12 protein-coding genes are annotated in these 16,627 nt (G+C 37.5%); 3 read left to right on the top strand and 9 right to left on the bottom strand.

Going from position 1 to position 16,627, the window contains the following annotated elements:
- Positions 1-91: 91 nt before the first annotated feature.
- The 5 genes from hisA to LQE94_RS15585 form a co-directional block, all read right to left on the bottom strand.
- Complete coding sequence (hisA, locus tag LQE94_RS15605; RefSeq protein ID WP_240578134.1) at positions 92-901, bottom strand: phosphoribosylformimino-5-aminoimidazole carboxamide ribotide isomerase; 810 nt, start codon at positions 899-901, stop codon at positions 92-94.
- 170 nt (positions 902-1,071) lie between these two features.
- A complete protein-coding gene (locus LQE94_RS15600) occupies positions 1,072-1,335 on the bottom strand; it encodes a hypothetical protein (protein WP_240578133.1) in 264 nt (87 codons plus the stop codon).
- A 109-nt stretch (positions 1,336-1,444) separates the two neighbouring features.
- Complete coding sequence (locus LQE94_RS15595) at positions 1,445-3,403, bottom strand: fructose-1,6-bisphosphatase (protein WP_240578132.1); 1,959 nt, start codon at positions 3,401-3,403, stop codon at positions 1,445-1,447.
- 63 nt (positions 3,404-3,466) lie between these two features.
- Complete coding sequence (gene dapB / locus LQE94_RS15590; RefSeq protein WP_240578131.1) at positions 3,467-4,225, bottom strand: 4-hydroxy-tetrahydrodipicolinate reductase; 759 nt, start codon at positions 4,223-4,225, stop codon at positions 3,467-3,469.
- 220 nt (positions 4,226-4,445) lie between these two features.
- A complete protein-coding gene (locus LQE94_RS15585; RefSeq protein ID WP_022075580.1) occupies positions 4,446-5,072 on the bottom strand; it encodes a single-stranded DNA-binding protein in 627 nt (208 codons plus the stop codon).
- A 228-nt stretch (positions 5,073-5,300) separates the two neighbouring features.
- Between LQE94_RS15585 and typA the strand changes: the two genes are divergently transcribed.
- Positions 5,301-7,127 carry a translational GTPase TypA gene (gene typA, locus LQE94_RS15580; protein WP_022075581.1) on the top strand — a complete coding sequence of 609 codons (1,827 nt, stop codon included), beginning with the start codon at positions 5,301-5,303 and terminating at the stop codon, positions 7,125-7,127.
- Between the two features lie 180 nt (positions 7,128-7,307).
- Positions 7,308-7,865 carry a ribosome hibernation-promoting factor, HPF/YfiA family gene (gene hpf, locus LQE94_RS15575; protein WP_240578130.1) on the top strand — a complete coding sequence of 186 codons (558 nt, stop codon included), beginning with the start codon at positions 7,308-7,310 and terminating at the stop codon, positions 7,863-7,865.
- 106 nt (positions 7,866-7,971) lie between these two features.
- Here hpf and LQE94_RS15570 read toward each other — a convergent pair whose 3' ends face one another.
- Positions 7,972-8,622, bottom strand: coding sequence for a YigZ family protein (locus tag LQE94_RS15570; RefSeq protein WP_240578129.1), 651 nt, complete (start codon positions 8,620-8,622; stop codon positions 7,972-7,974).
- A gap of 177 nt (positions 8,623-8,799) precedes the next feature.
- Between LQE94_RS15570 and LQE94_RS15565 the strand changes: the two genes are divergently transcribed.
- Complete coding sequence (locus LQE94_RS15565) at positions 8,800-11,388, top strand: transglycosylase domain-containing protein (protein WP_240578128.1); 2,589 nt, start codon at positions 8,800-8,802, stop codon at positions 11,386-11,388.
- A 131-nt stretch (positions 11,389-11,519) separates the two neighbouring features.
- Here the strand turns inward: LQE94_RS15565 and hprK are convergent, their stop codons facing one another.
- The 3 genes from hprK to ftsH all read right to left on the bottom strand — a co-directional run bounded on the left by hprK (position 11,520) and on the right by ftsH (position 16,616).
- Complete coding sequence (gene hprK / locus LQE94_RS15560; protein WP_118737370.1) at positions 11,520-12,449, bottom strand: HPr(Ser) kinase/phosphatase; 930 nt, start codon at positions 12,447-12,449, stop codon at positions 11,520-11,522.
- Positions 12,450-12,535: 86 nt separating this feature from the next.
- Positions 12,536-14,386, bottom strand: coding sequence for an excinuclease ABC subunit UvrC (gene uvrC / locus LQE94_RS15555; RefSeq protein ID WP_022075587.1), 1,851 nt, complete (start codon positions 14,384-14,386; stop codon positions 12,536-12,538).
- Between the two features lie 139 nt (positions 14,387-14,525).
- The gene (ftsH, locus tag LQE94_RS15550) at positions 14,526-16,616 is read right to left on the bottom strand and encodes an ATP-dependent zinc metalloprotease FtsH (RefSeq protein WP_022075588.1); all 2,091 of its coding nucleotides are present in this window, start codon (positions 16,614-16,616) and stop codon (positions 14,526-14,528) included.
- Positions 16,617-16,627: the final 11 nt, after the last annotated feature.

Below are 16,627 nucleotides of genomic sequence, written 5' to 3'. Positions count from 1 at the left end.
TATTATACCTCTACAGGCACAAAAAATCAAGAGTTACACATGTTTTGTATAACATGCATAACCCCCGATAAAATCTGATCTTTTTATGTTTTTAAAAATCCTTCATGAAACAACCCTGCGTACAGTTTTGTATACTGCTTTTAACAATTTCGCGATATGATATTAATCCGCCAAATAAATCCAATGCACTTCCTATCGTATAATCCAATTTTCCGCCACAGGCTTCTTCAAATTTCTTCAAATCATCTATACTTCCAATACCCCCGGCATATGTAATCTTTGTACCATTCCACTTTCCGAGCATTTCGACGAGTTCCAGCTCCACTCCTGATGATTTTCCCTCTACATCCACACCATGGATTAGAAATTCATCACAATATTCTGCCAATTCATCTAGTGTTTTTTCATTCAATTTCACTTTCGTAAATGTCTGCCAACGATTTGTCACAACATAATAATCATTGTTTTTTTTGCGACAGCTCAAATCCAATACTAACTTTTCTTTTCCTGCTTCCTGCAATAACTTCTGTAAATTATCTTGATGAAATTTCCCATCTTGAAATACATAAGAAGTTACAATCACATGACTTGCACCTGCCTGCAAATATTCCTGTGCATTTTCCGCTGTTATCCCGCCACCGATCTGCATGCCTTTCGGATATGCCTGTAATGCTGATAGTGCTTGCTTTTTTGTCTCTTTATAATATTCTGAAGTCGGAGGATTCAGTAAAATAATATGTCCTCCTGACAATCCGTCTTTCTGATACATCTTTGCGTAATATGCAGCATCCAACTCTGAAGAGAAATTTGTTTTTGCTGTATCCCCTTTATCGCAAAGTGAACCGCCAACAATCTGTTTTACTTTTCCGTTATGTATATCAATACAAGGTCTGAATTTCATGGTATAATCCGCCTTTCTGCCTTTTAAATACTATTTCACATCATTTTGTGCCTCAATCACTTCACCATTTTATCATAGTAAAGTCAAAAAAGGAAGAGAAAACCAAATATCAGTTTCTCTCCCTCTATGTTACATGTTATTACTTTTAACGCATTTACAAACGACTTTTTCTATCGTACTGTACCCTTATCCGTTGCTTCATTATCAGTCATATCATCTACTGCATCATCAATTCCCTCGGTCACATCATTTACTGCATCATCGATAATACCATCTCCATCCTTATCAGCCTTTGTATCAGCTCCTTGATCCGTAGTATTATTATTTCCCTGATCCGCAGCATTCATTCCGGTGTTTGTTGTTCCACATGCAGTCATACTTCCCATCAACAATACACTGACAACTAATAATATCGCCGTTTTCATTTTCTTCATTTTGATTCTTCCTTTCCATAAAAAATCTTGTACACTTACTATGTACTTTTTTATCGTTTTTATGTTTGGAAAAATCTTCCAAAAGAAAAATTTCTATAGATATACAACTTTATAGTTTTTCTTTCAATTCACCACTGCGATAAGCCGCCAACAGTACTTCCAAATCTGCTATCTGTTCTTTTAATTCTTTTCCGACATCGGTATTTTCAACAAGACTTCTTTGTACAACACGGCGGATCACCATACTTTCTGAATGAATATCACTTTCTTTTTCAATCGCAGATTCTGTTGATTCAAATGGTTCGTGCGCAACAAGCAACAATCCATAAGAATTGTAGATTAATGTATATCCGGCAATTCCTGTTTCTCGTTGATAAGCTTTTGAGAATCCACCATCAATTACCATGACTTTACCATTACATTTCACAGGGCTTTCCCCGTTTTTTCTTTTAACCGGAACATGTCCATTAATAATATGCGTATCATCTGATTCAAAATCCAACCCAAACTCTTTCATAATAGATGCAATTACTTTTTCATTTTCTATATATTGATAGTATGGATTTTTCACCTCTATATGAGTTTCTTTCTCCGCAAGAAAATATCGTTCGAAGGTTGCCATTTTATCCTTTCCAAACAATGGTGAATTCGGATTCAGCCAGATATACCACATGATATCTTTTCCGTTTTCCAAATCCTCTTTGTTAACTGCGAAAAATCCTTTTCTTACATAACGCTCTAATGCATCATACAAAGACTTGCCTTTGAATTTTTTACTGAACAATGTTACTTCTTTCAAAGTTCCATCTTCATTTAATGGTACACACCCATGATACAACAAGTTATTGTTGTAGACCTTATACAAACTTCCTTTCGAAAGTAGAAAATGCATATGTTCCTGCAGTTTTTCACATCCGGTAAACGCACGTTCCAATCGTTCCATTACATCTTCCTCGTCTGCAGATAACTGATATGGGTTCTTTGGATCGATCGTTGGGAAGTTTGTATCCAGCAATTTATACTCTTTTCCATCTAACGTAATAGTCCCTTTTTCATAATCAATCCGATGTAAAAGGGCGCGCTCTTCCAACCCAAATCCCGGCTGACGTCTGATTGTCTGTCCTTCAATTTTAAACTGAATAATTGAAATTGCTTTATGCATTCTCATATTCAGCTCCATCTCTGCCCTATTTGGATTGTCCGAACCTTTCAGCTTAAAGCAATCACACGGATCATCTCCATATACCTGAAGTGCAAATGTCGCTAATGGAAGGAGATTAATTCCATATCCATCTTCAAGAATATCCAAATTGCCATAACGTGCACAAATTCGGATTACATTCGCAATACATGCTAATTGTCCTGCCGCAGCTCCCATCCATACAACATCATGGTTGCCCCACTGAATATCCAGGGAATGATAACTCATCAGCTTATCCATAATAATATGTGGTCCCGGTCCTCTGTCATAAATATCTCCTACAATATGCAAATGATCTACAACCAGGCGCTGGATCAATGATGAAATCGCAATAATAAATTCTTCCGCCCGTCCAATTCGAATGATCGTCATTATAATCTCATTATAATAAGATTCTTTATCATTTATTTCTGAACGTTCTGTAATCAATTCTTCTATAACATAAGCAAAATCTTTTGGCAGTGCTTTCCTTACTTTGGAACGAGTATATTTGCTTGCTGCCCTCTTACTCACTTCAATCAAACGATACAGATTAATCTTGTACCAATCCTCCATATTTGATTCTGTCTTCTTTACTTGAACTATCTTATCTTTCGGATAATAAATCAATGTTGCGAGAGATTGCTTGTCCCTGCTGCTCAATGTATTTCCAAAAACATCATTAATTTTTCTCCTCACAGATCCCGAGCCATTCTTTAGTACGTGAGAAAACGCCTCATACTCTCCATGAACATCTGTAATAAAATGTTCTGTACCCTTTGGCAAATTCAAAATTGCCTGTAAATTGATAATCTCTGTAGATGCTGCTGCTATCGTTGGATATAGATCAGACAAACGATCCAGATACCTTTCTTCCAAATTTCTCATAAACGATTCCTTTTCCCCTGAGTTCATCTAACCTCAAGAACCTGTTTTTTATTTTTTATTCTATTAAAATGCAATTACGTCACTCATATCGTACATTCCAGCCGGTTTGCCTGCCAGATATTTTGCAGCTTCAACAGCCCCTTTTCCAAATACACTTCTGGAATATGCTGTGTGTTTAAACTCAATCACTTCATCTGTTCCGGCAAAAATCACTTCATGCTCTCCGACAATTGTTCCGGCACGAACTGCTGAAATACCAATTTCTTTTGAGTCGCGTTTCTGACGCACCTGGCTTCTGTCATAAACATAGTTGTATTCATTATTCAATGCATCATTAATAGAGTCTGCAAGTGCAAGTGCTGTTCCACTTGGCGCATCCAGTTTTTGATTGTGATGCTTTTCTACTAATTCAATATCATATCCTGCCGGTGCCAGCACCTTAGCGGCATCCTTCAAAAGCTTTAACAAAAGATTGATTCCCATAGACATATTCGCAGATTTTAAAATTGCAACTTTTTCAGAAGCTTCTTTAATTTTCTGCAGCTGTTCCTCTGAATAACCCGTTGAACAAATTACCGCCGGCACTTGCTTACTTATACAATAAGCCAACAATCCTTCCAATGCTGCAGCATTCGAAAAATCAATCACCACATCAACTTCTACATCACAATCTGTAAAACTTTTGAATACCGGATATGTATTCGAAATTCCAGTATAAGTATCTATTCCTGCCACGATTTCAACCTGCTCATCCTCTTTTACAAGACCAGTTATCATCTGTCCCATCTTTCCATTGCATCCACTCATCAAAACTCTTATCATGTTTCTATCCTCCTGTATTTCACTGCGTTCTAGTCTTTTTAACCCATATTCTGTCACTAAGTATGGCTGATAGCTTTTTATGTATTTAATCACTACTAACAAAAAGGATATCATATTTGAAGCAATTCCTCAAGAAATGATATCCTTTTAACGATCCCTTTTACCTAAAACAGATTACTGACCAATTTATATTATACAATATCAGCTTACTTTTTGTTTCTTATTCTATACATTCTAATTTGCTTACGGAAACTTCATATGCTGTTCTTGTTTCAGTTTCTGCCTCGGATAATTTTTTCACATAATTTCTGCTTTGAATTCTTCCAAGCAATTGTACGTGTTCTCCAACCTCAAATCCCGAAGCATATCTTGCATTTCTTCCCCAGCATATACAAGGAATATAATCTGATTTTCCATAAGGTCTGTTTACAGCCAGAAGCAAATCTGCAATTTCTCTTCCCAACGGAGTTTTTCTGTAAATTGGTTTTTTACAAATGTATCCTTCTAATAGGATATGATTTGTCTTCGCTCCATCCAATTCTTCATCTACAAATTCCAGTTCACGGACAAACACAGACAATACCAATCGATTTTTTTGTTCTTCATGCCGGTTATACGAACGGAACTGCCCGGATACTTTAATAAATTCCCCGGTATAGTCCTGATTTACATCAATCAAACGTTCCGATATTGTGAGCGGAATCCGATCTTCCGAATTGCTCAATCGCTTCACCATAACATCCATTACATAAAATCCTTCTCCAAACACCTCATGGCTATATGTAAGAGGTGAAGCAACCTCTCCCATAATTGTTACCTGATTATTTTCAATAATCTTATCTGACATAATTTGTAATTCTCCCTTCCTCTTCGCGGTATTTTTAAGTCATTACTAAATCTATGTTCTTTAACACCTTTTTTAGAACAAATTTATCCCAAAATCGCTCGACAGCCGAAAACGACTTTTTTCGCAGACATATTTTTTACATATATAGGTATTGTAAATTTGAAATTTTGTGATAGAATAAAAAAGTTGTAACTTTATCATGATGTATTTAGGAAAGTGTGTGAAGCTATGAAAACAAAACGAGAAGATGTTAGAAATATTGCAATTATCGCTCACGTAGACCACGGCAAGACAACTCTGGTCGATGAGCTTTTAAAACAAAGCGGTGTATTCCGCGAGAATCAGGAAGTTGCTGAACGTGTCATGGACTCTAATGATATTGAGCGTGAACGTGGAATTACAATCCTGTCTAAAAATACTGCTGTATATTATAAAGGAACAAAAATCAATATCATTGATACACCGGGACATGCTGATTTCGGTGGTGAAGTAGAACGTGTATTAAAAATGGTAAATGGTGTTATTCTTGTTGTAGACGCATTTGAAGGTGCAATGCCACAGACAAAATTTGTACTGCGTAAAGCATTGGAATTAAATCTTCCGGTTATCGTATGTATCAATAAGATTGATAGACCTGAAGCCAGACCTGATGAAGTTATTGATGAGGTTCTGGAACTTTTTATGGATTTGGATGCATCTGAGGAGCAGTTAGATTGTCCATTTGTTTATGCATCTGCAAAAGCAGGTATTGCTGTGCTTGATCTTTCTGACGAAGAAAAAGATATGCAGCCTTTATTTGAAACAATCATTGATTATATTCCTGCTCCTGAGGGAGATCCAGAGGCTTCAACTCAGGTTTTGATCAGTACTATTGATTATAATGAATATGTAGGTCGTATCGGAGTCGGTAAGGTAGATAATGGAACAATTTCTGTAAATCAGGATGTTGTTGTTGTAAACCATCATGATCCGGATAAACAGCAGAAGGTTAAAATCAGCAAATTATATGAATTTGATGGATTGAATAAAGTAGAAGTAAAAGAAGCTACTATTGGTTCCATCGTTGCTATTTCCGGAATTTCAGATATTTCTATTGGTGATACAATTTGTTCTCCTGATAACCCGGTTGCTATCCCATTCCAGAAGATTTCTGAGCCTACAATTTCTATGCAGTTTATCGTAAACGACAGCCCTTTTGCAGGACAGGAAGGTAAATTTGTAACTTCCCGTCACCTCCGTGATCGTTTACTTCGCGAATTAAACACAGATGTAAGTCTTCGTGTAGAAGAAACAGAAAATGCCGACAGTTTTAAGGTTTCTGGACGTGGAGAATTACATTTATCTGTTTTAATCGAAAACATGCGCCGTGAAGGTTATGAATTTGCAGTCAGCAAAGCAGAGGTATTATATAAAACAGATGAAAACGGAAAGAAACTCGAGCCTATGGAGCTTGCTTACGTTGATGTGCCGGATGAGTTTACCGGAACAGTTATTGATAAATTAAGCCAGAGAAAAGGTGAACTCCGCAGTATGGGAATGTCCAATGGAGGATATACTCGTCTTGAGTTCTCTATCCCAGCTCGTGGACTGATTGGATATCGTGGAGAATTTATGACAGATACAAAGGGAAATGGTATCTTAAATACAAGTTTCGAAGGTTATGCTCCATATAAGGGCGATATTCAGTATAGAAAACAGGGTTCCCTCATCGCTTTTGAGACAGGTGAATCTGTAACTTATGGTCTCTATAGTGCTCAGGAACGCGGAACATTATTTATCGGTGCCGGAGAAAAAGTATATTCTGGTATGGTTATCGGACAAAATGGTAAGACTGATGATATCGAATTAAATGTATGTAAGACCAAACATCTTACAAACACTCGTTCATCAAGTGCAGATGAAGCACTTCGACTGACGCCTCCTCGTATTTTAAGTCTTGAAGAAGCATTGGACTTCATCGATACAGATGAGCTTCTGGAAGTAACACCAAGCTCACTTCGTATCCGCAAGAAGATTCTTGATGCAAGAATGCGTAAAAGAAGTAATATAAAATAATATTTTAAAGCGGACGGTAACTATTCTGTCCGCTTTTATTTTTTTGAGTTTTTTAATTTTTTCACTCTTTTTTCAGACAATTCCTCTGTACAATCATCCAGTCATATGTTATAATCCCTATATAAATACAGATGATTTCATTATTTTTCTGTATAATATGAACAAAAGGAGTTGATTGGCATGAAATTTATTATCAGCGGAAAGAACATCGAGGTAACACCTGGATTAAAAGACACAGTCGAACAAAAATTAGGAAAACTTGAGAGGTATTTCACTCCTGAAACCGAAATCATTGTAACACTCAGCGTAGAAAAAGATCGCCAGAAGATTGAAGTAACGATTCCTGTAAAGGGAAATATTATTCGTTCAGAACAGACAAGTAGCGATATGTACGTATCCATCGACCTTGTAGAAGAAGTGATTGAACGCCAGCTTCGAAAATACAAAAACAAACTGGTAGCAAGAAGCCAGGGTCATCCTACTGCTTCTTCATCAGGCAATAATTTCAAAAAAGAATTTTTTGAATCCGATGACGATTCTTCTGAAACAGACGAAGTTAAGATTGTACGTACAAAACGTTTTGGAATTAAACCAATGTATCCCGAAGATGCTTGCATCCAGATGGATCTTCTCGGACATAACTTCTTCGTATTTTCTAATGCAGAAACAGATGAAGTTAATGTTGTATATAAAAGAAAAGATGGTTCTTTCGGTTTGATTGAGCCAGAATTTAATTAATTTTTAAATTCGTAAGTTTTAAACTTACATAAATAAGTTCAGAGCAGGAACAATTGTTTAAACTAATTTGTTCCTGCTCTGTTTCGTTATAACGCTTTTTTATTTATCAATTATCAAACTGGATCATTTGTCCCTCCACATTAGCAAAACTGCACTCTTCTATTCTCTCGACTACAGTTTGTCCATTTGTCACTTCCGTAATATCACGTTGAAGTACAGTTTCCTCCTCTTTTGATATGTAAACAAAAATCTCTACATTATCTTGATATACCGAGTCTATAATCTGAACTCCTTTTTGTCCCAATAAATATTGGATTTTTCCAAGAGTAGTATAATCCGTCTGGATTTTTACTTTATAGCCTTGTGTTTTTGTAACAATCGTACTGGCTGCAATTCCTTCCTGCGCTGCCTGTGTATATGCGCGTACCAGACCGCCTGTTCCAAGCAATGTTCCTCCAAAATAACGTGTCACAACAATTAGAACATTATGAATTTCATTTCCTCGTATCACTTCCAGAATAGGTTTTCCTGCTGTGCCACTAGGCTCCCCATCATCGCTGCAACGCTCCTGAACTTGTTCGTCTCCGATTGCATATGCCCAACAATGATGTCTCGCATCCCAATATTTCTTCTTAACTTTTTCTAAAATTTGAAGTGCTTCTTCCTCTGAAGAAACTGAAAATATATCTGCAATAAATCTTGATTTCTTTTCAACGATTTCGGCACTGTTCCCCTGATAGACTATTTTTATATTCATTTACCTATAATTGCTCCTTTTTTACCATTTCTCATGGTTTCCATTATACTAAAGCAGAAGAAAACTACAAGAATTTATTAAAAATTTTTATCTATATATAAACTTTTCATTTTCTACTTTATTTAGAATACTAATTTTGATATAATAGAAACTAATGAATAAAGGAGGAAATTATTCATGAATTACGGAAAAAACAATCTTACACGGAGGAAAAAGTCGATCTCCTCGAAAAAAAAGATGAAGAGAAAGCGGGTTTGGGTACGTTTTTTTAAAGCTCTCCTTATCTGTATTCTTCTTCTCGCAGTAATTGGTGTTGCAGGCGTCGGCATATTTACCAAGAAGATTATCGATAACACTCCAACAGTAACTCCTGCAGATGTAAAGCCAAGCGCTTTTGTAACCACTGTTGTTGCCGAATCAGATGGTTCTGTTTTGGAAGAATTCAAACAGTCTGGTTCTAACCGAATTTATAAAAATATCGATGAAATTCCGGTTAATCTCGCACATGCTTTTGTAGCAATTGAGGACGAGCGTTTTTATCAGCATAATGGTATTGACTTACGTGGTATCGCACGTGCAGCAGTTGTCGGTATCACATCCGGAGACTTTTCGGAAGGTGCCAGTACACTTACACAGCAGTTGATCAAAAACAATGTATTTCCAAACTTCATAGATGAAAAAACATTTTATGATCGTTTAGAGCGAAAGATACAGGAGCAATACCTTGCAATTGCCATCGAAAAGCAAATGTCAAAGGATGAAATTTTGGAAGCGTATATGAATACGATCAATCTTGGACAAGGTTGTCTTGGTGTTCAGGCTGCTTCGATGCGTTATTTTGGAAAAGATGTTTCACAGCTGACACTTTCTGAATGTGCTGTTATTGCCGGTATCACTCAGAACCCAACCGAGTTTGATCCGGTTGTATATCCTGATAATAATTCGAAACGTCGCAACAAAGTTTTGAAGAATATGTTAGAACAAGGATATATCACTCAGGCTGAATATGACGAAGCAAAAGCCGATCCGGTTTACGAACGCATTTTGCCTAATGCTTCTATAACTGATACAACACCTTATTCTTATTTCAATGATGATTTGTCTCAACAGATTATCAAAGACTTGATGGAACGAAAAGCTTACACAGAGACACAGGCTTACAACGCTCTTTACAGTGGTGGTCTTACAATTACTTCTACTCAGGATCCTGCAATCCAGCAGATTTGTGATGAAGAAGTTGCCAATGATGCTGTTTATCCTGTTGGAACTGAATATGGTCTGGAATACGCAATGACAATTTATCGTGCTGACGGCTCTGTTGAAAACTATAGTAAAGAGATGCTTGCTGATTATATTCGAAATGCGTGGGGACGTGAATATCCACTTATTTATTCTTCACCGGATGAAGCTTATACTGCTATCAATGAATACAAATCAACATTGAACATTGCTGAAGGCGAAACTGTTGATGAAAGTGTTGATATCACTCCACAGCCACAGGTTTCTGTCGTAGTTATGGAGCAATCTACCGGAAAAGTAAAAGCAATAGTCGGCGGCCGAGGTCAAAAAACATCCAGCCTTTCATTGAATCGTGCAACCGATTCAACCAGACAGCCTGGTTCATGTTTTAAAGTATTATCCACATATGCTCCGGCATTGGATTCAGCCAAATATACACTGGCTTCTCCACTTAAGAATGCTGGTCCTTATGTGTATTCAGACGGCTCGAAAGCTGAAAACTGGGACAAAGTATATCCGGGAACTTCTACAATGCGCTACTCTATCGAACACTCGATCAACGTTGCCGCATTAAATACAATTACAGACATCGGTCCACAGACAGCTTATGATTATTTGATTAACTTTGGATTTTCTACTCTGGTAAATTATGACAACGATAACTTCCCTGGAATGACGGATGTTCTGCCTTCTACAGCTTTAGGTGGTATTACACGTGGTGTATATAACATTGAGTTAACAGCTGCATATGCAACAATTGCAAACAATGGAACTTATATCAAACCAATTTTATATACAAAGGTTGTCGATCATGATGGAAATGTTCTGCTGGATAATAGCACTCCTGATTCACATCAGGTAATCAAGGATTCTACTGCTGCTTTACTGACAAGTGCAATGCAGGATGTAATCAATAAAGGTACCGGTACTGCTGCTCGTCTGGATGGTATGCCAGCTGCAGGAAAGACAGGTACAACGGAAAAAAGTAATGACTTATGGCTTGCTGCTTATACTCCTTATTACACCGCTTCTGTATGGGGTGGATACGACTGTAACAAACCAATGGAAAATATTTATAATCAGTATTGGCATGAAGTAATTTGGAAGAACATTATGACAAGAATTCATGCAGGACTTCCTTCTAAGGATTTTACAATGCCATCTTCTGTTCAACAGAAAACGATTTGTACACAGACAGGATATTTGGCAACTTCAAGTTGTCCGTCATTCACTGAATATTTTGCAGAAGGAACCGGTCCGACTCAGAGCTGTGCCGGTCACGTAACATCAAAACCAGCTGATTCGAATAAGACAAAGAAAACAGAGGACTCGGATGAGAAAAACTATGATAATGACAGTTCATCAGACAATAATACATCATCCGGCACTAATTCAGGTAGTGATTCTTCCAATAGTAATAGTAATACTACAACTACCACTCCTGGTAGTGATTCTAGCGGAGGTACAACCTCTGGCGGTGATAGTTCAGGAACTGATAGTTCAGGAACTGATAGTTCAGGTCAGTAATTTATCTCAGTGGGAGTCCAATCTCCGACTGAGATAAACGCTCCGCAAGACTTGATTCTAAAAATATTACAAAAAGAAATCCGGCAAAGGTATATTTCCCTTGTCGGATTTCTTTTATATCTCATTTAATATTATCTGTTCTTTGCAAGATTCTCCTGTACTCTCTTATATAATTCCTGAGCTGCGTTATATCCCATCTGTTTTTGTCTATGGTTGACAGCTGCTGATTCTACTATAATGGCAAGATTACGTCCCGGACGGATTGGAATATTATGGCATACCACTTTATTTCCAAGAAATTCTGTATAACTTTCTTCAAGTCCTAAACGATCATATTCTTTTTCTCTGCTCCAGTCTTCCAAAGTAATAACCAAATCAATATTCTGCGTTTCACGTACACTTTGAACACCAAACATAGATTTTACATCCACGATACCAATACCTCGAAGCTCGATAAAATGTCTTGTAATATCCGGTGCTGAACCTACAAGTGTCTCATCACTTACTTTACGAATCTCCACCACATCATCTGTCACAAGACGATGTCCACGTTTGATCAGTTCCAAAGCGGCCTCACTTTTTCCTATGCCACTCTCACCCATAATCAAAACACCAACACCATAAACATCCACTAATACTCCATGAATAGAAATACATGGCGCAAGTTTTACGTTCATCCAACGAATCAATTCTGCCATAAATCCAGATGTCTGTTTTTCTGTCTGAAAAATCGGAATATCCTGTTTCGCTGCTTTCTCGATAAGTTCCTTATCCGGCTCCAGATTTCTGCTATATACAATACAAGGAACTTTATATGTCACCAATTCATCGTATATTTTTATCTTTCTTTCATAATCTAAAGTCTGCAAATACGTGTATTCCACGTATCCGATAATCTGCACACGATCTGAATCAAAATGATCAAAGAAACCTGATAGCTGTAATGCCGGTCTGTTTACCTCCGGAATACTTACCTCTTTTCCTTTCAACTCAACTGTTGGTGTCAGATTTTTTAATTCCATTTTTTCTGCTAATTCACTTAATTTCACACCATGTCCCATAACTTTTCTCCTCTTCTAGCTATTATTTTCATTCATTTTACTGTAGTCTTTGGACTTTTTAACTTAGCTTTGTATCTATTTTAACACTAATGAAAAAATTTGTATACAGATTCTGCTGCCTTTTCATTCATTGATGGTATTCGAGCTAATTCTTCAACTGTAGCAGCTTTAATTGCCTCCAGGCTGACAAATTCTCGCATTAAACTCTTTCTTCTTGAAGGTCCGATTCCTTCAATATCATCTAATATTGAATGTACCTGTCCTTTTCCCCTCAATTGTTTATGATATTCGATTGCAAATCGATGTGCCTCATCTTGAATTCGCGTAATCAAACGAAATGCTTCTGAAGAACGGTCAATTGTAATCTCTTCATTTTGAAAATAGAGTCCTCTTGTTCTATGATGATCATCTTTGACCATTCCACAAACCGGGATATTCAAATGAAGTGCATCTAAAACCTCCAACGCAATATTTACCTGTCCTCTTCCTCCATCCATTAAGATTAAATCTGGAAATACTGTGAACCCGCCTACCTCTTTACTTTCTTCTTTTTCTTTCAGGCCATGCATAAATCTTCTTGTCAAAACCTCTCGCATACTTGCATAATCATCTGCACCTTTTACACCTTTAATCTTGAACTTACGATAATCATTCTTCTTTGGTTTCCCACGTTCATAAACAACCATTGAGCCTACCGATTCAAACCCATTTGTATTTGAAATATCATATGCTTCCATACGATATATATCCTGCACTCCAATTAATTTTTCGATTTCCTTTACGGCACCGATTGTCCGTCCTTCTTCTCTTTTAAGACGTTCCTTATCTTTCGTAAGAACCATTTTTGCATTATTTTCTGCGAGTTCCACCATTTTTTCCTTGGTCCCTTTTTTAGGGACAAGAATAGACACCTTAGCACCACGCTTTGCAGAAAGCCACTCTTCAAGTAAACTACTATCCTCCAGCACTTCCTGAACCATTAAAACACTTGGAATAAATGGCGTTCCTGCATAATACTGCTTGATAAAACTATCTATAATATTTGCTTTTAATTCATCCTGCTGAATTTTTAAATAAAAGTGATCTCGTCCGATCAGTCGTCCGCCACGTATAAAAAAGACTTGCACAACGGCATCTTCCTTATCCGTTGCCACAGCCAGAATATCTCTATCCTCCCAACTGCTGTCCGTAATCTTTTGTTTCTGTGCAATTTTATTCACACTATTCAATAATTCTCTGTATTCTATTGCTTTCTCAAATTCCATTTCTTCTGATGCCTTAAGCATTTTCTCTTCCAGCTCTTTTTGAATCGGTGCATAATTTCCTCCCAAAAAGCGTAACACTTCCGCTATTGATTTTCCGTATTCTTCTTGTGATATATACCCCTGACAAGGTGCATCGCATTGTTTAATATGATAATTTAAACAAGGTCTTTCTTTTCCTATATCCTTTGGAAGGCTTCTATTACAGCTTCGTATATGATATAGCTTATGCAATAATTCAATTGTATCTCTTACTGCCTGACTGCTTGTAAATGGTCCAAAATACTTTGCTTTATCTTTCAACATCTTCCGTGCCAGCATAACTCTTGGATAGGGTTCGTTTGTTGTAACCTTTATAAATGGATATGCCTTATCATCCATCAGCATCGTATTATATTTTGGATGATGTTCTTTAATCAAATTACACTCTAAAACCAGCGCTTCCAATTCAGAATCCGTTACGATATATTCAAATCTACGAATATGCGTAACCATTTGTTCAATTTTCACACTTTTATTCCGGCTGCTTTGAAAATATTGACGAACACGATTTTTCAGGCTGATGGCTTTTCCCACATATATAATATGATCCTTTTCATCATGCATCAAATAGACGCCAGGCTTTCCAGGTAATTTCTTTAATTCTTCCTCTATATTAAAATTCTGTTCCTGCATTCGTTTTTTCACCTCTCCCACTGAGACAAATTTGCTGTTACTCACCACCTGAAAGAGGTGGGAGTCTTCTCGACTGAGATAAAAAAACAGGGATAAACTCATCCCTGCTTTTTACTACTCTTCCACCACATCTGGCTTTTTAAGCTTCTGCATCTTCTGTCTCATCTGTATTATCAACTTCTGCATCTTCTGTCGGTTTCATCACAATTCTGTCTTCTTTCTTTTCTTGTGACTCATCTGGTTCAGGGATTCCCTTCACTTCACGGAAAATCTTCATGAATTCTTTTCCTGTGATGGTTTCTTTCTCAATCAAGAATGCTGCGATTTTATCCAAAGCTTCTCTGTTCTCAGTCAACAATGATTTTGCCTCATCATAAGCTTTCTTCAGCATCTCCATAACTTCTTTATCTATCTCTGCAGCCGTTGCTTCCCCACAATTCATGACCGCACGACCATCCAAATATCTGTGCTGCACGGATTCCAGACCAATCAAGCCAAACTTTTCAGACATACCATACTGCGTGATCATTGCTCTTGCAATCTTTGTAGCCTGCTCTATATCATTAGATGCTCCTGTTGTAACAGTATCGAAAACAATTTCCTCTGCCGCACGACCTGCCAATGCCCCTACAAGCATTGCCTCTAATTCTTTCTTTGTATTCAAGAATTTCTCTTCTTCCGGTGTTTGCATTACATATCCAAGAGCCCCCATTGTTCTAGGCACGATTGTAATTTTCTGAACCGGCTCTGCATCTTTTTGAAGAGCACTCACCAACGCATGTCCGACTTCGTGATATGAAACAATTCGGCGTTCCTCGTTGCTCATAATTCTGTCTTTTTTCTCTTTTCCAACCAGAACGACTTCAACTGCCTCAAATAAATCTTTCTGACTTACAACCTGACGTCCATGCTTAACTGCATTGATCGCAGCCTCATTGATCATATTAGCAAGATCTGAACCAACCGCTCCTGATGTAGCCAATGCAATTGCTTCCAAATCAACAGTCTCATCCATCTTAACATCTTTTGAATGTACTTTTAAAATCTCCACACGGCCTTTCAAATCCGGTTTATCAACAATGATTCTTCTATCGAAACGTCCTGGTCTTAAAAGTGCCGGATCCAGCACTTCCGGTCTGTTTGTTGCTGCTAAAAGCAAAAGACCTTTATTTGTATCAAATCCATCCATCTCCGCCAAAAGCTGATTCAATGTCTGCTCTCGTTCATCATTACCGCCGCCCATAGCTGTATCACGGCTTTTACCAATCGCATCAATCTCATCAATAAACACAATACATGGTGCCATCTGCTGAGCCTGTTTAAATAAATCTCGTACTCTGGATGCTCCTACACCAACATACATCTCTACAAATGCAGAACCCGATAACGAGAAAAATGGAACCTTTGCCTCTCCAGCAACAGCCTTGGCAAGCAAAGTCTTACCTGTTCCCGGAGGACCTACAAGTAATGCTCCTTTTGGAAGTTTTGCTCCGATACCAGTATATTTACCCGGGTTATGCAGGAAATCAACTACCTCCTGCAAAGACTCTTTTGCTTCATCTTCACCTGCAACATCCTGGAATGTCACTCCGGTTTCTTTCTCCACATATACTTTCGCATTGCTCTTTCCTATTCCCATCATACCGCCACCTTTGGTCATGCGTTTCATAAGGAAATTAAACAATATCATAAGTAATACAATTGGAAGAATTACTGTTACAAACATTTCAAATATGATAGAAGACATTGTATCAGGAATTTCCTGCTCATAGTCTACCCCGGCATTATATAAACGTTCTGGCAGTGAATCATCATTCACTATCCCCGTATAATAATCCGGTTCTTTTGTGCTCTCCATATCACTTTCTGAAACACCAAGCTGCTTTGCCAGATCATCTGCCAAGTCTTGTGCTTCCTGTAATGTACTGTTCTCAGTTGTCGCAGACTCCGTTGAATTCTGCGTAGTATCGTCGTCGTCCAGTTCTTCTTTTACTGATACGCCATCTTTTAATGTAATATAAATTCTTGATGAACTGATCTTAACTTTATCAACTTTTCCATCATCTACCATTTTCAGAAATTTATAATAGCTGATTTCCTGCGGATTCTTATCCTGCATCAATGAATACAGCCCCATTACAACAAAAATAGCCAGTAAGGTGGTAATTATGATTACACTCCATCCCTGCCGGTTATTTCTAGGCTTATTGTTATTATTTTGATTATCCATTCTGTTCCTCC

Origin of the sequence: Mediterraneibacter sp. NSJ-151, from assembly GCF_022487435.1 — a bacterium.
GTDB lineage: Bacteria > Bacillota > Clostridia > Lachnospirales > Lachnospiraceae > Schaedlerella > Schaedlerella hominis.
This window is presented reverse-complemented; position numbering and strand designations above follow the sequence as displayed.